Consider the following 18,022-nt stretch of genomic DNA (forward strand, 5'->3'; position numbering starts at 1 on the left):
TCTGGTTCCTTGTCCTGCGTCTGTGGGGGTGAGGGTCACGGGTCGGCCGGTGGGTGCGCCGCACCGGGCGCACCGGCTGTTTCGGGCATGTCACCCGCGTGTCGAGCCGCCGCTCACCGGGGGCGTGTGCCGGGCCGGGGGGCTCGTCACGGTGCGTTCGCCGGCGTGTCCGCCGGGCGTGGAGTCCGGACCGCGGGTGCGCGGTGGCCTGTGCCGGGGTGGTCGCCGTGCGGCGCACGGCAGTCGCCGAAGTCCTCGCGGAGCCTGCCGAGCATCGTCGTCAGCGCCTCCAGGTCCTCGTCGGACCAGTCGGCCAGCGTGGTCGCGATCATGTCGACGGCGGCCTCGGCCATGGCCGCGAGCATGTCGCGTCCGGCCGGGGTCAGCCGCAGCAGCCGCGACCTGCCGTCCGCCGGATCGGGCAGCCTCTCCAGCCAGCCGCGTTGCGCCGCGTGCGCGACGTGCCTGCTGGTCACCGACACGTCGACGGCGAGCAGCTCGGAGAGCCTGCTCATCCGCATCTCGCCGTGGGCGTTGACCAGTGAGAGCACGACGGCGGGGCCGCCGGGGCACTCGGCGGGCAGCGAGCGGGTCAGGGCGCGCTTGACGGCACCGAGGGCGGTGATGTGCCGCGCCAGTTCCCTGTACCGGCTCTGTGTGGCCATGGGCTCTCCCGACGAATACGTTGCTCCAGGCAACCATAATCCTGTTGGTTGCTACAGGCAAATAGAGAACGTACGGCACGGACCACGGAATAACAAAATCTTCACATCGGAATGATCAATATGCTTGCGCATGCGTTCGATCGCACACTCGTGTGCGTGGCCGTCACGCTCTTCTCACGTCCACCGCGTGAACACCCGACAACCCTTTCCGGGCCCGGGGTTGGGCGGAACCCGGTGGTTCGCTAGGGTCTCGCACCATGGCACACAACCCTCATGCCCCGCAGGGCCCTCAGGGCACACCTGGCAACCCCGACCCCGCGGGCAGCACCCAGATGTTCCGCGCCTTCGTCGACGAGGGCGAGCCGCAGCGGCAGCCGACGGCCGCCGTGCGCCAGAGCGGCGGGCCGAAGGTCGGTGTGATCGTCGGCGTGGTGCTCGTCGTGGTCGTGCTGGCCGTCGTGGCCTGGCTGGCGCTCGGCTGAGCGAGCGAGTACTTCCCTGTCCTTTCCGGCCGGTCCGCGAGGACCGGCCGGCTCTCTTCTCCCCGTTGGTTCCCCGTCGGTCTCAGTCGGAGATCAGGCCCTCGCGCAGCTGCGCGAGGGTGCGGGTCAGCAGGCGCGAGACGTGCATCTGCGAGATGCCGACTTCCTCGCCGATCTGCGACTGCGTCATGTTCGCGAAGAAGCGGAGCATGATGATCTGCCGCTCACGCGGCGGCAGCTTCGCCAGCAGCGGCTTCAGCGACTCCCGGTACTCCACGCCTTCGAGCGCGAGGTCCTCGTAGCCGAGGCGGTCGGCGAGCGACCCCTCGCCGCCGTCGTCCTCCGCCGAGGGCGAGTCGAGCGACGAGGCCGTGTACGCGTTGCCCACCGCGAGCCCGTCGACCACGTCCTCCTCGGACACGCCGAGCACGGCGGCCAGTTCGGGCACGGTCGGGGAGCGGTCCAGCTTCTGCGCGAGCTCGTCGCTGGCCTTCGTCAGCGCGAGCCGCAGCTCCTGGAGGCGGCGCGGCACGCGCACCGACCACGAGGTGTCGCGGAAGAAGCGCTTGATCTCGCCGACGACTGTCGGCATCGCGAACGTCGGGAACTCCACGCCGCGCTCGCAGTCGAACCGGTCGATGGCCTTGATCAGGCCGATCGTGCCGACCTGGACGATGTCCTCCATGGGCTCGTTGCGGCTGCGGAAGCGCGCCGCCGCGTATCTGACGAGCGGGAGGTTGAGCTCGATGAGCGTGTCGCGCACATAGGTGCGCTCCGGGCCGTCCGCACCTTCCCGGCCCTCCGCGTCCAGCGCGGCGAGCCGCACGAACAGGGAGCGGGACAGGGTACGGGTATCGATGGCCTCCGGCTGTGACGGCACCGGCGGCTGGGCCACCACGGTGTCGAGAGCGTCGGGCGCGGGAGCGCTCTTGGTGAGCGTGAGCACCTTAGGGCTGCCCTGTTCTGCGGACATGCCACCCCCTTGAGGTCGCGGACGGTCGCGTTGGGCGTTCTATTCGATGAACGCAGCCTCCACCTGAATACCGGCGGCGGACCCGTGCCAAACGCGGTATCCGCAGAATGTCACATGTCGGCAACGCGCTGTAGTGACATGTCGACATGGGAGGGCGACGTCAACGCAGGAAAACGGCCATCTGGAGCGGCTGGGACGGAGGGTGACGGAAATTCAGGGAGTAACCGCGAGGGTTAGGCTTCGATCCGATTTGCGGATCGAAGTCTGGCAAAGCTTCGGGCAAGAAGCCTTGACACATGCATCTGCGAGACCCCCAGCTCCTGGCTGATCTGCGACTGCGTCAGGTTGCTGTAGTAGCGCAGCATCAGGATGCGCTGCTCGCGCTCGGGCAGCTGTACGAGGAGGTGCCGTACGAGGTCGCGGTGTTCGACGCCGGCGAGCGCGGGGTCCTCGTACCCGAGGCGGTCGAGCAGGCCCGGCAGCCCGTCGCCCTCCTGCGCGGCCTCGAGCGACGTGGCGTGGTAGGAGCGGCCCGCCTCGATGCAGGCGAGCACCTCGTCCTCGGAGATCTTGAGCCGCTCGGCGATCTCGGCCGTGGTCGGCGAGCGGCCGTGAGCGGTCGTCAGGTCCTCGGTGGCGCCGGTGACCTGGACCCACAGCTCGTGCAGGCGGCGCGGCACGTGAACGGTGCGCACATTGTCCCGGAAGTAACGTTTGATCTCGCCCACGACGGTCGGCATGGCGAACGTCGGGAACTGCACGCCCCGGTCGGGGTCGAACCGGTCGATCGCGTTGATCAGCCCGATCGTGCCGACCTGGACGACGTCCTCCATGGGCTCGTTGCGGCTGCGGAAGCGGGCGGCGGCGTACCGCACGAGGGGGAGGTTCGCCTCGATCAGCGCCGCGCGGACGCGGTGGTGCGCCTCGGTGCCGGGTTCGAGCGTCTTGAGCTCGGCGAAGAGCACCTGGGTGAGGGCGCGGGTGTCGGCCGCCCTGCTCTGCCCGGCGGTCGGCGGGCGTCCCTGTGCGCGCGCGCCGCCCTGGGTCGGCGTCCCGGCGGCCCCGGCGCCCCCGTCGCCCCCGTCCGCCGTGTCGCCCCGGGGCGCGCCCCCGCCCCGGGGTGCGGCGGGCGGTGACTCCTGGGGTGGTGCTTGAGGCGTTGTACTGGCCGGCACGGTCACGCCACCCCTCGTCAACTTTCGGTCAACTCATCGGTCAAAAGCGGTCATAGCATCACAAGACATGTGCACGATGTGCAAGCACCCGATAACTCCGTGTTGGCACCTGTTTGCCGCTTAAACGCGGAGAGCCCCACGTCATCCCGACGTGGGGCCCGAGCCGGCGGAGGGTCAGAACTCGTAGTCGGCGATCACCCAGGTGGCGAACTCGCGCCACAGGGCCACGCCTGCCTGGTGGTCGGGGTGGTCGGCGTAGCGCCGGAGCGCGTCGGCGTCGGCGACGGCGGCGTTGATCGCGTAGTCGTACGCGTTCGACCGGTCGCTGAGGTTCCGTGCGAACTCCCACGACTCGACCTCGGGCACCCGTCCGCCGAGCGCGGTGAACGCCGCCACGCCTGCGGCGACGCGCGGGTCGTCGTGGGAGACGCCCTCGTTGAGCTTGAACAGGACCAGATGGCGGATCACGGCGTACACACTCCCGGGGGGACGACATGCCGCGCCGAGGGCCCCTGGGCTACTGGATCAGCTGGGTGAAGAACTGCCCGACACCCTGCGCGGCGCTGGATATCCCCTCGAACCCTACTTGCACCAGGTCGGCCGCCCTGGCCGGGGACGTGATGATCGTATAGAGGATGAAGATGACAATCGCATAGAGGATGACCTTCCGTGCGGTCGCCATCGGCCTCACCCTCCCCGCCGGCTGTTCCGTTGGGCCATGTGCAGTAGCCGTGAGTTTAACCATACGAATGCCGATCGCCGGTGATTGAGGGTGGCCGCATACCGGACGTCCACCGTCTGTCCGGGTGATTTCCGCGCGGGGGCGTTTCGGGTCGAGGCAGATCCGCGAAACGACTACGCTCAGTCAATTTTCATAAGCGAAGCGTGAGATGCTGGCGTCCTGTCTGCCGGTCGCCGGCAGGAACCGCCCCTCGCCCACGGAAGGTTGATGACGTGGCCACGCTGGCTCCTCACTCCGACGGCCGTTCGGACCGCACCCGTCCGACGGCGCCCACCCCCCGGGCCCCCGGCGGGGTGCCTGGACTGGGCCATGTGGTGCCGCTGCTGCGCGACCCCCTCGGGTTCATGGAGTCGCTGTCCCGCGTCGGCGGCGTGGTCGAGACCCGGCTCGGCCCGCGCCGCGTCCGCGTCGTCACGGCGCCCGCACTCGTCCACGAACTGCTGGTCGCCCTCGCGCACGACGCGCCGCGCGGCGCGGTGCAGCAGACCCTCAAGGACGCGTTCGGCGACGGCCTGCTGATGTCCGACGGCCAGGCGCACCGCGACCGCCGCCGCAGCATGGGCGCGGCGTTCACCAAGGCGCGTGTCGCCGACTACGTGCCCATCATCCAGAGCGTGGTGAAAGAACGTATCGCCGGTTGGGGCGACGGACGGCTCGTCGACGTGGAGCGGGAGATGAACCACCTCGCGCTCGACGTCGTGACCCGCACCCTCTTCGGCGCCCGTCTCGACGACGACCTCGCCGCGGCGTTCCACCGCGCGCTGCCCGACCTGGTCAAGGGCCAGATCGTGCACTCCCTGGCGCCCCACCCGGCGTTCGTGCGCCTGCCGCTGCCGGTCAACCGCCGCTTCGACGAGGCGGTCCGCGTCATCCACCAGGTCGTGGACAGGGCGGTGGGCGAGCGCCGCGAAGGGCTCGGCGAAGGGGTCCGCGAGGGGGCCCGCGAAGGGGAGGACGACGGCCGGGAGCCCACCCTGCTGTCCCTGCTGCGTGCGGCCGTCGACCCGGCGACGGGCGCTCCCCTCACCGAGGACGACGTACGGGCCGAGGCCATCACGATGTTCGGTGCGGGCACGGAGACGGTCTCGACGACCATGACGTGGCTGCTCCACGAGCTCGCGCGCCACCCGGACGTCCTGGCGCGCGTCGTCGCCGAACTGGACGGCCGGCTCGGCCCGGTCGCAGGCGCCGCGTCCGACGCCCTCACGCCGGAGATGTTCGACCACCTGCCCTACACCGCGAACACCCTGCGCGAGGTGGTGCGCCTGCACACACCCAACGCGTTCCTCATGCGCACCGCGAGCAGGGACGTCACGCTCGGCCCTTACCGCGTACCGGCCGGCACCGAGCTCCTCTTCAGCCTCACGGCCCTCCACCGCCACCCGGACTTCTTCCCCGACCCGCACACCTTCGACCCCGGCCGCTGGGACGCGGAGGGGCCGGCGGGGGCGGCGGCGCGGCGTGCGGCCATGCCGTTCGGCGCGGGCAAGCACAAGTGCGTCGGCGAGAACCTGGCATGGGCGGAGCTCGGGGTGGCCGCGGCGACGATCCTGCGTACCCTGCGCCTCGTCCCGGTGCCGGGCCGCGAGGCCAGGGAGGTCGTGTGGACCACGGTCCAGGCGCAGGGCCTGGCCATGGCATTCGCCCCGCGCACCGACGCGGACGCGGCGGTGGACCTGTGATGACGGCAGGCGCCCCGCAGGGCGCGGTGACGGACGCCCACACCGCCTGGCTCCTGCGCTACTGCCTCGTGCCCGAGGACGCGCTGGAGCGCCACCACTCGTACGCGCTGCCCGCCCTGATCGCGGACGCCTACCCGCAGGCGGGCCACGAGGGGCTGAGCCTGCTCGTCGACATGCTGGGCTGGTTCACCATCATCGACGACCACTTCGACGGGCCGGCGGGCCGCGACCCGGCGGCGGCCCGCGGGCTGATCCGCTCCTTCCTCGACGCCATGGACCCCGCGCCGCCGGCCGGCGACCCGGTACCCGCCGGGGTGGCCGACCTCCCCGCGGCCTGGCGCGACCTGTGGCACAGGCAGCGGGCGGCCATGCCGGTGGCCTGGTCGCGCCGTGCGGCACGCGACTGGGCCCGCTGCCTGACCACGTTCGTCACCGAGACCGGGCACCGCGCGGCGGCGACCACGCCGACGGTGCGCCAGGCGGTACTGCTGCGGCGCCACGCGAGCTGCCTCTACCCGTTCACGAACATGCTGGAGTGGGTACGCGGCAACCCGCTCCCCGAGGAGGTGCACGCCGAGCCCGAACTGCGGCTGCTGCGCGCCCACATCGCGGACACGGCGACGCTCGTCAACGACCTTTACTCGCTGGAGCGCGAGGAACGGCAGTGCGCACCGTTCGACGAGGAGCCGCGGTGCGCGCCGTTCAACATGATCACGGTCCTGCGGCGCGAGCAGCGCATGAGCAGGGACGCGGCGATCTCCACCGTGCGCGCCGAGATCGACCGGCTGAGCCTGCGCAGCGACATCCTGCGCAGCCGGCTCGCGGCACACCACCCGGAGGCCGGCTGGTACCTGCGCGAGACGCGCCGGCTGGTCGACGGCGTGCGCCGCTGGTCGTCGACGACGAGCCGCTACTCGCCGACGTGACGTCGTACCGCGGGCAGCGCCGCGCGGGTGAGCGTCGTGGCCGTGTGCACCGCGCTGGCGACGGCGTCCTCGGCGTCCAGGCCGCACAGGTCGGTCAGGGTGAAGAGCGCCTCGGCGCTGACGACGACGGCGAGGTCCTTCTTCAGCTGCTCCAGCGCGGCGGGGTCGTCGGCGCCGAGGGTGCGGGCGAGCGGTTCGAGCGCGTGGTCGATCAGGCCGAATCGCAGGCCCGGCCGGGCGGAGGCGGCCTCGGGCCTGGCGATGGTGGCCGCGATCATGGCACGGGTCGCGCCCTGCACGCTCAGCACGTGGCGCAGCAGGTGCTCGGTGGCGGCGGCGACGCGGGCGACGGGGTCCGTGGACCCGGCCACCGCCTCCAGGGCCTGAGCCGGGGTGGGCCACTGCCCTGACATGGCCTCGCTCAGCAGGCTCGGCAGGTCGGGGAAGTAGCGGTAGGCGGTGGCCTCGGACACCAGGGCGGCCTTGGCGACCGCGGGCATGCTCACCTCGCCGCCGGTGCGCATCAGATCGGCGGCGGCGCCCAGGATCGCGGTGCGCGTGCGCAGTTTCTGGTTGCTGCGGCCGGTCGTCGTGCGCTCGGCCCTCGGTTCGCCGTTCTGCATGGAACCATCGTAGCAAGTGCGCTCCCATCATGAGAGTCTACTTGCATGACTGGATGGGTGTGTGCCGCGTCGAGGTCGAGCAAGGAGCAGAACCATGAGTGATGTCCAGGTCGTCGGTCCCGGCGACGGCGAGGTGGTCGAACTCGGAGCGGCCAGGATCCGCGTCATCGAGGACGGGAGCGCCACGGCGCACCGACTCGGGATCGTCGAGATCACGCTGGCCCCGCATGCGGAGGGTCCCGCGCAGCACCGCCATGCGCGCCACGACGAGGGATTCTACGTCGTGTCGGGGACGGCCAGGTTCACCGTCGGGCCCACCGCGTACGACGCGCCGCCCGGCGCGCTCGCGATGGTGCCACCGGGCGTGCCGCACGGCTTCGCCAACCCCGGCGACGAGCCGCTCGTCATGATCAACACCTTCACCCCCGACTTCTACGTCGGATACTTCCGCGACCTGCGGGACGCGATCGCCGACGGCCGCGCCGCGACCGCGGAGGGCGTCGGCGAGGTGATGGCCCGCTACGACACCGCCCTGGCCGGCGAGTTCGCCCCCGGCGGCGACGCCTGACGCGGCGGTTCGGATCCTTTGTGAGAGCTCACTTGCATGAAGAGAGTTGACTGCCTACCCTCGTGAGAGTCAGCTCTCACGAAGGCCGCAAGGGAACCCGCGAACATGACCGTCCACGCGCCCGCCCCGTCCACCCCCACCACCCGCACGATCAGCCTCCCCGGCGGCGTCACCGTCACTGTCGACGAGTACGGCGACGCCACCGCCGCGAGCACGGGCGCCCTCGTGCTGCACGGCGGGGCCGGTCCTGGCTCGGTCGCCGGCCTGGCGGCCGCGCTGTCCGTCCACGGCTACGTCGCCGTTCCGACCCACCCGGGCTTCGACGGCACGCCGCGGCCCGAGCCGACCGACACCATCGCCGACCTGGCCGTGGCCTACCTGGACCTGCTCGACGTGCTCGGCCTGAGCTCCGTCGTGGTCGCGGGCAACTCCGTCGGCGGCTGGCTGGCAGCCGAGATGGGCACGCGCGACAACCACCGCCGGATCGGCTCGCTCGTCCTGCTCGGCGCCACCGGCATCACGCCCGAGCCTCCACTGGAGATCGCGGACCCCGCGCGGCTCGGCCCTGCCAAGGCCGGCGAACTGGCCTTCCACAACCCCGAGTACCGCCTCGACCCCGCTGCCCTGAGCGAGGAGCGCAAGGCCGCCATGGCCGCCAACCAGCGCACCCTCGCGCTCTATGCGGGCGACCCGTTCTGCTACGACCCGAAGCTCGCGGGCCGCCTGCACCGGGTCACCGTCCCGGTGCTCGTGCTCGCCGGCGAGCAGGACGGGATCGTCCCGCTCGCGTACGAGCGTGCCCTCGCCGACGCGTTCCCCCGCGCGACGTTCCGGCCGGTGCCCGAGGCCGGGCACTTCCCGCAGATCGAGCAGCCGGGGCAGGTCCTCGACGCCATCCGCGCTTTCGTCGCCTCGGAGGGCGCGGCCGACGGCGCCTCGGAGGGTGCGGCCGAGCACCGCTGACCTCGCGCCCTCCGTCCGGCGCGTTTCCCGGGCATTCGGGCGATGTCCGTGCCACCCCGAGGACGGGCGGGTCCGGCGGGGAAGGCCTCGGGCGCGGGGCCCACGGGTCGATGCCGCAGGCAGGCGTGGACCCGGTGGTGCTTGCGGCCATGTGCGTGGTGCGCCTGCAGACGATCGTCTCGCGCGAACCGGCCGCGACCACGCCCGCCGTGCTCACCGTCGGCAGCATCAGGGCAGGCGAGAGCCCCAACGTCATCCCGGACACCGCGGTCATGGAACTCAACGTCCGCACGTACGACGACGCCACGCGCAAGCAGGTGCTCGACGCCGTGCGCCGCTGCGTCGACGCCGAGGCGAAGGCGTCGAACGCGCCGCGCGAGCCGCTCGTCGAGCGGCTCAACGCGTTCCCGCCGACGGTCAACGACGACGAGGTCGCCGACCGCGTCGACCGCGCGTTCCGCGACCACTTCGGCGACGACGCGCACACTTTCGGCCTGCAGACGGCGAGCGAGGACTTCAGCCGCATCCCCGAGGCGTTCGGCGCGCCCTTCGCCTACTGGGGCATCGGCGGCGTCGACCCGGACACCTACCGCGCGGCCGCCGAGCGCGGCACGGTCGCCCAGGACGTCCCGGTCAACCACTCCCCGTCCTTCGCGCCCGTCATCCAGCCGACCCTCGACACCGGCATCACGGCGCTGACGGTCGCCGCGCTCGCCTGGCTCGGCGCAGAGGAATGATCGACCACGGTTTCGCGGACGCCTCAGATCCGGTAACGGCGCAGCTCCGGCACCGCGGCCGCGAGGGCGAGCATGATCAAGACGACCAGCAGGCCGCCGCCCGCGACCGTCGCCCGCGGCCCGAGCGCCGAGCCCGACGTGCCGTGCAGCACGTCGGCCAGGCGCGGCCCGCCCGCCACCACGACCGTGAAGACGCCCTGCATGCGGCCGCGCATCTCGTCGGTCGCCGCGGACAGCAGGATGGCGCCGCGGAACACCATGGAGACCATGTCCGCGACGCCGGCGACGGCCAGGAGCGCCACCGCGATCCACAGGTTGCCGCTCAGCCCGCTCCCGGCCACCGCGAGGCCCCAGGCCACGACCGCGCCGACGACCATCAGGCCGTGCCGCCTGGCCCGCGAGAAGGTGCCGGAGAACAGGCCGCCGACCACCGCGCCGATCGGGATCGCCGCGTACAGCAGGCCGAGGGCGAGACCTTGCCCGTAGGGCGCGAACGTCTGGGAGGCCAGCTGCGGGAACAGGGCGCGCGGCATGCCGAAGACCATGGCGATGATGTCCGCGAGGAAGGACAGCAGCAGCACCCGGCGCTGCGACATGTAGTGGAAGCCCTCGGCGATCTGCCGCCACCCCGCCCGCCTCGTGGCCGAACCGTCGAGCGGCGGCAGCGAGGGCAGCCGGAAGACGGCCCACACCGTGGCGCACAGGGCGGCCGCGTCGATGAGGTACAGCTCGGGCAGGCCGATGACCGGTATGAGCGAGCCCGCGAGCAGCGGCCCGGCCACCAGGCCCGTCTGCATGACGGTCGAATTGAGTGCGTTGGCGGCGGGCAGCTCGCCGGCCGGGACGAGCCGGGCGATCGACGCGGTCCTCGCCGGCGAGTTCAGGCCGAAGAAGGCCTGCTGCAGCGCGAGCAGGGCCATCAGCACCACGACCGAGTCGAGACCCGCGATGGCCTGCGCCCAGAAGAGCAACGAGGTGCCGGCGATGCCGCAGTTGGTGATCAGCAGCAGCTTGCGGCGGTCCATGCTGTCCGCGATGGCGCCGCCCCACAGCGCGAAGACGACCAGCGGCACGAGCCCGGCGAGGCTGGCGTAGCCGACCCACGCGGAGGATCCGGTGATGTCGAATATCTGCTTCGGCACCGCCACGGCCGTGAGCTGGCTGCCGACCGCCGTGACGATCGTCGAGGACCAGAGCCGGCGGAACGGCGGATGGCGCAGCGGCCGGGTGTCCATCGCGAAGCGGCGCCAGCCGCGGCGGTCGCGGGACGGCTCCGCCACCGGCGCGCCGGCCGCCGCCGCCGGTATGGCCGGAACGTCGCTCGTCCCGGAGCTGCCTTCGGTGCTCTGACTGCTGTCCACGGGCTTCCTGTTGGTCACTACATCTTTCGGTCGCGAGGTTCACTCTCCCAGAGCCGCGCGAGTGGGAGCAGCACGAAGGGCCCGGTCCTTGAGGACCGGGCCCTTCGCCCACCTGCGGTAGCGGAGGGATTTGAACCCTCGGTGAGTTTCCCCACACTCGCTTTCGAGGCGAGCTCCTTCGGCCGCTCGGACACGCTACCGGGAGAGATCCTAGCCCACGTGGGGCCGTGGTCAGAAATCCGTATCCGGGGCCGTATCCGCGGCCGTACCTGGGGCGGGTACCTCCGTGGTCCTGCGCAGGGCGAAGAAGGCGCGGAGCCCGGCCGCGCACTCGTCGGCCAGGACGCCCCCGATCACCTCGGGACGGTGGTTGAGGCGGCGGTCGCGCACCACGTCCCACAGCGAGCCGGCGGCGCCCGCCTTCTCGTCGCGCGCGCCGTAGACCACGCGGTCCACGCGCGCCTGGACCAGCGCGCCCGCGCACATCGTGCAGGGTTCGAGCGTGACGACGAGCGTGCAGCCGGTCAGCCGCCACGCGCCGGCGCGCGCGGCGGCGGCGCGGAGGGCGAGCACCTCCGCGTGTGCTGTCGGGTCGCCGGTCGCCTCGCGTTCGTTGCGGCCGGTGGCGAGCACCGTCCCGGCGGGGGACAGGACGACGGCGCCGACCGGCACGTCACCGGTCAGCGCCGCACCCGCCGCCTCGTCGAGGGCGCGGCGCATCCACGTGACCCACGGGTCGCGCACCGGATCGGCCGGGACGCCGGGTCTTTCCGGTCCGTCCGGTCCGCGTGGCTCCACTAGCGCACGGCCTCCAGGACGTCGGAGGCGCCGAGCGCGTCGGCGATCTCGGCCATGGCGTCGGTCTCCACCGCGAGGAGCTGCGGCTCCGCCACCCCGAGGTCGGTGAGGATGTCGCGGTCCCCGACGGGCCCTGCCGGGTGGTCGCCCGGGCCGGGGCCCGCGAGGGCGTCGCCCGTGTCCTCCGTCTCGTCGTCCGTTTCGGGTTCGGGTTCGCCGTCCTCGGTGCCGTCGAGGTCGAGCGTGTCGAGGTCGGTCGCGGCGTCGTCCTCGTCGCCGCCGACCACTTCGTCGACGAGGATCTCCCCGTACGAGGAGCGCGCGGCGGCCGCCGCGTCGGAGACGTAGACGCGCGGGTCGTCCTCGCCCTCCACGCGGATGATGCCGAACCAGGCGTCCTCCTGCTCGATGAACAGGAGGACCGTGTCCTCGTCCACCGATGCCTCACGGGCCAGATCCGTCAGGTCCGAGAGGGTTTCCACGTCGTCGAGGTCTGTATCGCTCGCTTCCCACCCGTCTTCGGTGCGCGCGAGCAGTGCGGCGAAGTACACCGTGACTCTCCCACTGGATAGAGGTGTGACGATCGGGCGGCGTGCTGCGCTTGCCCGCCCACCCGGAATCGTGGCAGAAACCGGCGCTCCGCGAGAGGTCTTCGGCCGTTGCGTCGTGCGCGCGTTTTATTGGCCGCCCGTTCGCCACGCGGCGGCGGCCGTTCGGCGGCAGCGCGCCGCAGTGGTAGCGGTTGCCCGGGGCTACCAGCGGAAGGAACGCATCCGCAAGTGCCTGCGCAGCCTCTCCGCGCGCGCGTGCTGCGGGCGCACCCGCTCGCGCAGGGCCTTGGCCTCCGCGAGTTCGCGCAGGAAGCGGGCGCGCCTGCGGCGCCTCTCGGCGTCCGTCTCCGGCGCGCCGGGGCCGTCCGCGTCGGGGCGGAACGCGCCGGGGCCGTCCGCGCCGGGGCCGTCGGCGCCGCTCTGGCGGCGGTCGTCCTGCTCGGACATCGGCGCCACCTCCTGCGTACGCGGCGGGGATCGCTGCCGTACGTGTTCCCGTGCCGGGGTGGATGATGCCGACGCGTGACGCCTTGGCCTCCGGTTACGCTTTTCGGCATGCGGATCCACGTCGTCGACCATCCACTGGTCGCGCACAAACTGACCACCCTGCGCGATCGGCGCACCGACTCGGCCACCTTCCGGCGCCTCGCCGACGAGCTGGTCACCCTGCTCGCCTACGAGGCGACCAGGGACGTACGCACCGAGCAGGTCGACATCGAGACGCCCGTGACGGCGACGACCGGCGTGAAGCTGTCGTACCCGCGGCCCCTCGTCGTGCCGATCCTGCGCGCCGGCATCGGCATGCTCGACGGCATGGTCCGGCTGCTGCCCACGGCCGAGGTCGGGTTCATCGGGATGGTCCGCGACGAGGAGACGCTGCAGGCATCCACGTACGCGAACCGCCTGCCGTCCGACCTCTCCGGCCGCCAGGTCTACGTGCTCGACCCCATGCTGGCCACGGGCGGCACGCTGGTCGCCGCGATCCGCGAGCTGATCGGGCGCGGCGCCGACGACGTGACCGCCGTCGTGCTGCTCGCGGCGCCCGAGGGCGTCGAGACGATGGAGCGCGAGCTCGCGGGCGCGCCGGTGACGGTGGTGGCCGCCGCCGTCGACGAGCGCCTGGACGAGCACGGCTACATCGTGCCCGGCCTGGGCGACGCGGGCGACCGCCTGTACGGCTCGGCCTGAGCCGCACGGGCCCCGGCCGGCCGGCGGGGGTGCGCGGGTGTGCGCGGGCGCGCCTTCGGCCGGTGGCTCAGCCGTGCGAGGCGGGGCCCGACTCCGCCTTCGCGCCGGTCTTCGCCGCGCGCTTGCCGGCCGAGGGGCAGCCGGGCTTGGCGGCCGGCTTCGACAGCGAGGCCAGTTCCGTGTCCGCGACCTTCTGCGCCGTCAGGGCCGTGAAGCCCGTGCCGATGATGAGGTCGACGTCCTTGCCCGTCCTGGTGTCGGTCTTGGGCGCGGCGCCCTTGATCTGGGTGCCGAGGACCTTGAACGTGCCGTTGGCCGCCGACGGCGCGCCCAGCAGGACGGCGGGACCCGCCACCTTCTTGTCGTACTGCGCCGACGCGTTGCCCACCTTGCCGACCACGAAGCCGCGCTTCTTGAGCGCGTCTGCGGTCCGCTGGGCGAGGCCGCTGCGCGTCGTCGCGTTGTAGACGTTGACGGTGATCTGCGCCGGCTTCGGCAGCGTCTTCGCCGCCGTGGCGGGGCGCGCGCAGTCCGGCTTCTTCGCCGCGACCGCCTTGCTCGCGTCGCCGGAGAACACGTGGATCAGCTGCTGCGTCCCCCACCCCACGAGCCCCAGCACGACCACGGCCGTGACGACGGCGAACACGACCCGGCCACGGCGGCGGGGACGGCGCATGCGTGGGTACTTGTCGCCCGTGATGCGGTACTTCCCGCCGAGCCCAGGGGGAGTGAGCATGCTCATGTGCGCAGCGTAGTGCGCGCGGTGGGTGTTTCCTACTAAACGATCAACGGATCGCTCGGGTGGAGTGGTCAATGACCCCGAAAGGACCAGCGGCCGCCCCCGCGGACGCGCCGTCAGCCCGCTTCGAGCTCCAGCACGCGGGCGTGCAGGACCTGGCGCTGCTGGAGCGCGGCGCGCACCGCGCGGTGCAGGCCGTCCTCCAGATAGAGGTCGCCCTGCCACTTCACGACGTGGGCGAAGAGGTCGCCGTAGAACGTGGAGTCCTCGGCGAGCAGCGTCTCCAGATCCAGCTGGCCCTTGGTGGTCACGAGCTGGTCGAGGCGGACCGGGCGCGGCGCGACGTCCGCCCACTGCCGGGTGGATTCCCGGCCGTGGTCGGGGTACGGCCGCCCGTTTCCGATGCGCTTGAAGATCACACGGAAAGCCTACCGGGCAAGCGGCACACGGCGCAGCCATCGCGCCAGTGAGCAATGGTGACATATGCCGCCTAATGGATAGGAGAAAATAACGGAACCCAGCCCTCCGGTAATCCTCCGGGCACTCCGGGGCACTCCGGACGCCGCACGGCGCGGAGAACGCGGGAGTTCGATGTGTTCATATGACTGTTTTGTAGGGCGGATGGCGGACAGCGGGTGCGGGTAGTGCTCAGCCGACCCGGGAATTCGAGGAATTCCCGGGACCTGACCTCCGGGAATCCTCGGGAAAGGCCGCTCGCCCGTGACACAGCCTTTTGAACTGCCGGATTTCTACATGCCGTATCCGGCCCGACTCAACCCGCACCTGGAGGAGGCGAGGGAGCACACCAGGCACTGGGCCAGGGACATGGGGATGCTGGAAGGCTCCGGCATCTGGGAGCAGAAGGACCTGGAGGCCCACGACTACGGGCTGCTGTGCGCCTACACCCATCCCGACTGCGACGGCCCGGCGCTGTCGCTCGTGACGGACTGGTACGTGTGGGTCTTCTTCTTCGACGACCACTTCCTCGAGGCGTTCAAACGCGACAGGAACCGCGAGGGCGGCAAGGCGTACCTCGACCGGATGCCGGCGTTCATGCCGATGGACCTGGCCGACGGGTTCCCCGAGCCGACGAACCCCGTGGAGGCGGGCCTCGCCGACCTGTGGGCCCGCACGGTCCCCAGCATGTCGATGGACTGGCGCCGGCGGTTCGCGAAGAGCACGGAGAACCTGCTCAACGAGTCCCTCTGGGAGCTGTCCAACATCGACGCAGAGCGGGTGTCGAACCCGGTCGAGTACATCGAGATGCGGCGCAAGGTCGGCGGCGCGCCCTGGTCCGCGGGGATCGTGGAGTACGCGGCCGGCGCCGAGATCCCCGCCGAGCTGGCCTCCACACGGCCGCTGCTGGTGCTTCGCGACACGTTCTCCGACGGCGTCCACCTGCGCAACGACCTGTTCTCGTACCAGCGCGAGGTCGAGGAGGAGGGCGAGCTGAGCAACGGCGTCCTCGTCCTGGAGACGTTCCTCGGCTGCACGACCCAGGAGGCGGCCGACGCGGTGAACGACCTGCTGACGTCACGCCTCCAGCAGTTCGACAACACGGCCCTGACGGAACTGGGGCCCCTCTTCGCCGAGAGGTCCACGAGTCCGAAGGGCGTCGCCGACACCCTCGCGTACGTCAAGGGCCTCCAGGACTGGCAGGCCGGGGGCCATGAGTGGCACATGCGCTCCAGCCGCTACATGAACGGCGGCGGCCCGAAGGACGCGTACCCGCCGCTGCCCGGTGGCGGCCTCGCCGGTCTTTACGGGGCGCGGTTCGCGATGACGCCCGCAGGGCTCGGCACGGCCGCGTCCGACTACCTCAAGTCGCTCACGGCGGGTGGCGAGGCGCGCCTGCGCAGCCACGCCCATGTGCCGTTCCAGAAGGTCGGCCCGTCCGTGGTGCCGGATCTCGGGATGCCGTTCGGGGCGAGCCTCAGCCCCCACCTGGACGCCTCGCGCGAGCACGTCGTGGAGTGGGCGCACCGGATGGGCATCCTGACCGAGCAGCCCGGCGTGCCGAACTCGGGCGTGTGGGACGAGCGGCGGCTGCGCCGCATCGACCTGCCCCTGTGCGCCGCCGGCATCCACCCGGACGCGACGCCCGAGGGCCTCGACCTGACGTCCGACTGGCTGACGTGGGGCACGTACGGGGACGACTACTACCCCGTCGTCTTCGGCACGGCACGCGACGTGGCGGGGGCCAAGGCGTGCAACGAGCGCCTGCGGCTGTTCATGCCGCTGGACGCGGGCGAAACCGCGCCGCCGGGCAACGCGCTGGAGCGCGGCCTCGCCGACCTGTGGAGACGGACGGCGGGCCCGATGGACGACCACGGGCGTCACGCGTTCCGCAAGGCCGTCGACGACATGATCGACAGCTGGCTGTGGGAGCTCGCCAACCAGACGCAGAACCGCGTGCCCGACCCCGTCGACTACATCGAGATGCGGCGCAGGACCTTCGGCTCCGACATGACGATGAGCCTGTGCCGGATCGGCCTCGGCGACACGATCCCGCCCGAGGTGCTCGACAGCGGCCCGGTACAGGCGCTGCAGAACGCGGCGCAGGACTACGCGTGCCTGCTCAACGACGTCTTCTCGTACCAGAAGGAGATCGAGTTCGAGGGCGAGGTGCACAACGGCGTCCTCGTCGTGCAGAACTTCTTCCGCTGCGACTACCCGACGGGGCTGCGCATCGTGGTGGACCTGATGCACGGCAGGATGCGCCAGTTCCAGCACCTGGTGGCCAACGAGCTGCCGGTCGTCCGCGACGACTTCGACCTCGACGCGGACGCGCGCGCGGCGCTCGACGGCTACGTCAAGGAGCTGGAGAACTGGCTGTCCGGCATCCTCGCCTGGCACGAGGGCTGCCACCGGTACAGGGAGTCGGACCTGTTGGAGGACCGTCCCGAGCCGCGCTGGCTCCCGCCGACGCTCACCGGCGCGGGCACGGCCGCGGCGCGGGTCCGGCTGCCGTCACCGCTGGGCATCGCGGCCGTCGCGGCCGAAGCGCCGCCCTCGGGAGAGGCCGGCGCGGGCGCCGATGCGGTCGAGGCGGCGGACGTGGCGTAGCCGGCCGCGCGGTCAGGCCCCGGCCCGCGCCAGGAACTCCCGTACCAGCGCCGCCGGGGCAGGGCCCGCGTCCTGCTGCGCGAAGGGCGCTTCCTTGTCCTTCGCGTACGGCGCCCCGTACGCGGGCGTCCCCGGCTGGAACTGCCGGCCCCTGGCCAGCGGGCCCGCGTCCACCGCGTCGTATCCGAGGATCCCGAGCAGTTCCGTCGCATGGCGCTTGGCGTCCGCGTCGTCACCGGCGATCGGGAGCGCGGTGCGGTCGGCGGCGCCCGCCGGCCTGCCCAGCGCCGCGAGGTGGCGGAAGAAGATGTTGTTGAACGCCTTGACCACATGCGCCGACGCGCCCAGATGCTGCTGGAGGAGCTCGCTGCTCGTCGTGGTTCCGTCGTCGAGGGCCTCGAACTGCCCGTCGCGGTCCGGGTAGTAGTTCATCGTGTCGATGACGGTCCTGCCCGCGAGTGGTTCGCTCTCCACCTGCGTGTACGCGACCAACGGGATGGTCACGACGACCCAGTCGCCGGCCCCGGCTGCCTCGGCCGCGGTCGCCGCCCTGGCGCGCGGGCCGAGCTCCGCCGCCAGATCGGCCAGGGTCGCGGGCCCTCGCGAGTTGCTGAGCACCACGTCGAGCCCGCCGTCCACGGCGAGTCGCGCCAGGGTCTTGCCGATGTGTCCACTGCCGATGAGTGCCAGAGTTGCCATGCCTCATCGAACCGCCGGACCGCGCCCGGTGTTCCGCGCCGCGCCGTGGTGCGATGTATTCGGCAGGCGGCGGGGTACGGCCGG

Annotated in this window: 20 protein-coding genes, 1 tRNA gene and 1 pseudogene; 8 read left to right on the top strand and 14 right to left on the bottom strand. The window is 71.9% G+C overall.

Annotated features, from left to right (window positions below; genetic code table 11):
- Positions 1 to 146: 146 nt before the first annotated feature.
- Positions 147 to 665 (bottom strand): MarR family winged helix-turn-helix transcriptional regulator, encoded by a 519-nt coding sequence (locus IH48_RS0119485; RefSeq protein WP_030905879.1) that lies wholly within the window; start codon positions 663 to 665, stop codon positions 147 to 149.
- Between the two features lie 257 nt (positions 666 to 922).
- On the opposite strand from IH48_RS0119485, the gene IH48_RS0119490 reads away from it, so the two are divergent.
- Positions 923 to 1,147 (top strand): hypothetical protein, encoded by a 225-nt coding sequence (locus IH48_RS0119490; protein WP_030905882.1) that lies wholly within the window; start codon positions 923 to 925, stop codon positions 1,145 to 1,147.
- An 82-nt stretch (positions 1,148 to 1,229) separates the two neighbouring features.
- Here IH48_RS0119490 and IH48_RS0119495 read toward each other — a convergent pair whose 3' ends face one another.
- From IH48_RS0119495 to IH48_RS36630, 4 genes are all read right to left on the bottom strand, one after another.
- Entirely contained in the window at positions 1,230 to 2,120 is an 891-nt protein-coding gene (locus IH48_RS0119495) for an RNA polymerase sigma factor SigF (protein ID WP_030905884.1), read from the bottom strand.
- 233 nt (positions 2,121 to 2,353) lie between these two features.
- Positions 2,354 to 3,301 (bottom strand): RNA polymerase sigma factor SigF, encoded by a 948-nt coding sequence (locus tag IH48_RS0119500; protein ID WP_420705510.1) that lies wholly within the window; start codon positions 3,299 to 3,301, stop codon positions 2,354 to 2,356.
- 168 nt (positions 3,302 to 3,469) lie between these two features.
- Positions 3,470 to 3,763, bottom strand: a complete 294-nt coding sequence (locus tag IH48_RS0119505) for a Dabb family protein (RefSeq protein WP_030905890.1) — start codon at positions 3,761 to 3,763, stop codon at positions 3,470 to 3,472.
- A gap of 49 nt (positions 3,764 to 3,812) precedes the next feature.
- Complete coding sequence (locus IH48_RS36630; protein WP_199809973.1) at positions 3,813 to 3,977, bottom strand: hypothetical protein; 165 nt, start codon at positions 3,975 to 3,977, stop codon at positions 3,813 to 3,815.
- Positions 3,978 to 4,249: 272 nt separating this feature from the next.
- Between IH48_RS36630 and IH48_RS0119515 the strand changes: the two genes are divergently transcribed.
- Both IH48_RS0119515 and IH48_RS0119520 read left to right on the top strand, forming a co-directional pair.
- Entirely contained in the window at positions 4,250 to 5,719 is a 1,470-nt protein-coding gene (locus IH48_RS0119515; RefSeq protein ID WP_158710327.1) for a cytochrome P450, read from the top strand.
- The gene (locus IH48_RS0119520) at positions 5,719 to 6,645 is read left to right on the top strand and encodes a terpene synthase family protein (RefSeq protein WP_030905896.1); all 927 of its coding nucleotides are present in this window, start codon (positions 5,719 to 5,721) and stop codon (positions 6,643 to 6,645) included. The genes IH48_RS0119515 and IH48_RS0119520 overlap by 1 nt, the downstream gene beginning before the upstream one ends.
- On the opposite strand, the gene IH48_RS0119525 is transcribed toward IH48_RS0119520, so the two are convergent.
- Positions 6,630 to 7,268 (bottom strand): TetR/AcrR family transcriptional regulator, encoded by a 639-nt coding sequence (locus IH48_RS0119525; RefSeq protein ID WP_037842530.1) that lies wholly within the window; start codon positions 7,266 to 7,268, stop codon positions 6,630 to 6,632. The genes IH48_RS0119520 and IH48_RS0119525 overlap by 16 nt on opposite strands.
- 94 nt (positions 7,269 to 7,362) lie before the next feature.
- On the opposite strand from IH48_RS0119525, the gene IH48_RS0119530 reads away from it, so the two are divergent.
- The 3 genes and pseudogenes from IH48_RS0119530 to IH48_RS0119540 all read left to right on the top strand — a co-directional run.
- A complete protein-coding gene (locus IH48_RS0119530) occupies positions 7,363 to 7,836 on the top strand; it encodes a cupin domain-containing protein (protein ID WP_030905902.1) in 474 nt (157 codons plus the stop codon).
- Between the two features lie 105 nt (positions 7,837 to 7,941).
- Positions 7,942 to 8,799, top strand: coding sequence for an alpha/beta fold hydrolase (locus tag IH48_RS0119535; RefSeq protein ID WP_051840156.1), 858 nt, complete (start codon positions 7,942 to 7,944; stop codon positions 8,797 to 8,799).
- Positions 8,800 to 8,888: 89 nt separating this feature from the next.
- A pseudogene (locus IH48_RS0119540) lies at positions 8,889 to 9,536 on the top strand (peptidase dimerization domain-containing protein); the annotation flags it as partial.
- 23 nt (positions 9,537 to 9,559) lie between these two features.
- Here IH48_RS0119540 and IH48_RS0119545 read toward each other — a convergent pair.
- The 5 genes from IH48_RS0119545 to IH48_RS0119565 all read right to left on the bottom strand — a co-directional run bounded on the left by IH48_RS0119545 (position 9,560) and on the right by IH48_RS0119565 (position 12,693).
- On the bottom strand, positions 9,560 to 10,897 hold the full coding sequence (locus IH48_RS0119545) for an MFS transporter (protein WP_030905908.1): 1,338 nt from the start codon (positions 10,895 to 10,897) through the stop codon (positions 9,560 to 9,562).
- A 115-nt stretch (positions 10,898 to 11,012) separates the two neighbouring features.
- Positions 11,013 to 11,097: transfer RNA gene (locus IH48_RS0119550), tRNA-Ser, on the bottom strand.
- A 31-nt stretch (positions 11,098 to 11,128) separates the two neighbouring features.
- Positions 11,129 to 11,617 carry a tRNA adenosine(34) deaminase TadA gene (tadA, locus tag IH48_RS0119555; RefSeq protein WP_078849886.1) on the bottom strand — a complete coding sequence of 163 codons (489 nt, stop codon included), beginning with the start codon at positions 11,615 to 11,617 and terminating at the stop codon, positions 11,129 to 11,131.
- A gap of 77 nt (positions 11,618 to 11,694) precedes the next feature.
- Complete coding sequence (locus IH48_RS0119560; protein WP_030905914.1) at positions 11,695 to 12,246, bottom strand: hypothetical protein; 552 nt, start codon at positions 12,244 to 12,246, stop codon at positions 11,695 to 11,697.
- A 201-nt stretch (positions 12,247 to 12,447) separates the two neighbouring features.
- Positions 12,448 to 12,693 (bottom strand): hypothetical protein, encoded by a 246-nt coding sequence (locus tag IH48_RS0119565; RefSeq protein WP_030905916.1) that lies wholly within the window; start codon positions 12,691 to 12,693, stop codon positions 12,448 to 12,450.
- 108 nt (positions 12,694 to 12,801) lie between these two features.
- Between IH48_RS0119565 and upp the strand changes: the two genes are divergently transcribed.
- Positions 12,802 to 13,434: a uracil phosphoribosyltransferase gene (gene upp, locus IH48_RS0119570; RefSeq protein WP_030905919.1), complete on the top strand. Its 633-nt coding sequence runs from the start codon at positions 12,802 to 12,804 to the stop codon at positions 13,432 to 13,434.
- A 67-nt stretch (positions 13,435 to 13,501) separates the two neighbouring features.
- Here upp and IH48_RS0119575 read toward each other — a convergent pair whose 3' ends face one another.
- Entirely contained in the window at positions 13,502 to 14,176 is a 675-nt protein-coding gene (locus IH48_RS0119575; protein ID WP_051840161.1) for a LytR C-terminal domain-containing protein, read from the bottom strand.
- A gap of 113 nt (positions 14,177 to 14,289) precedes the next feature.
- Positions 14,290 to 14,592 carry a type II toxin-antitoxin system VapB family antitoxin gene (locus IH48_RS0119580; RefSeq protein ID WP_030905926.1) on the bottom strand — a complete coding sequence of 101 codons (303 nt, stop codon included), beginning with the start codon at positions 14,590 to 14,592 and terminating at the stop codon, positions 14,290 to 14,292.
- A 301-nt stretch (positions 14,593 to 14,893) separates the two neighbouring features.
- Between IH48_RS0119580 and IH48_RS0119585 the strand changes: the two genes are divergently transcribed.
- The gene (locus IH48_RS0119585) at positions 14,894 to 17,239 is read left to right on the top strand and encodes a terpene synthase family protein (RefSeq protein ID WP_234434316.1); all 2,346 of its coding nucleotides are present in this window, start codon (positions 14,894 to 14,896) and stop codon (positions 17,237 to 17,239) included.
- 12 nt (positions 17,240 to 17,251) lie between these two features.
- On the opposite strand, the gene IH48_RS0119590 is transcribed toward IH48_RS0119585, so the two are convergent.
- On the bottom strand, positions 17,252 to 17,938 hold the full coding sequence (locus IH48_RS0119590; RefSeq protein ID WP_037842532.1) for an NADPH-dependent F420 reductase: 687 nt from the start codon (positions 17,936 to 17,938) through the stop codon (positions 17,252 to 17,254).
- Positions 17,939 to 18,022: the final 84 nt, after the last annotated feature.

The organism is Streptomyces sp. NRRL F-5126 (assembly GCF_000721265.1).
Classification (GTDB): Bacteria; Actinomycetota; Actinomycetes; order Streptomycetales; family Streptomycetaceae; genus Streptomyces.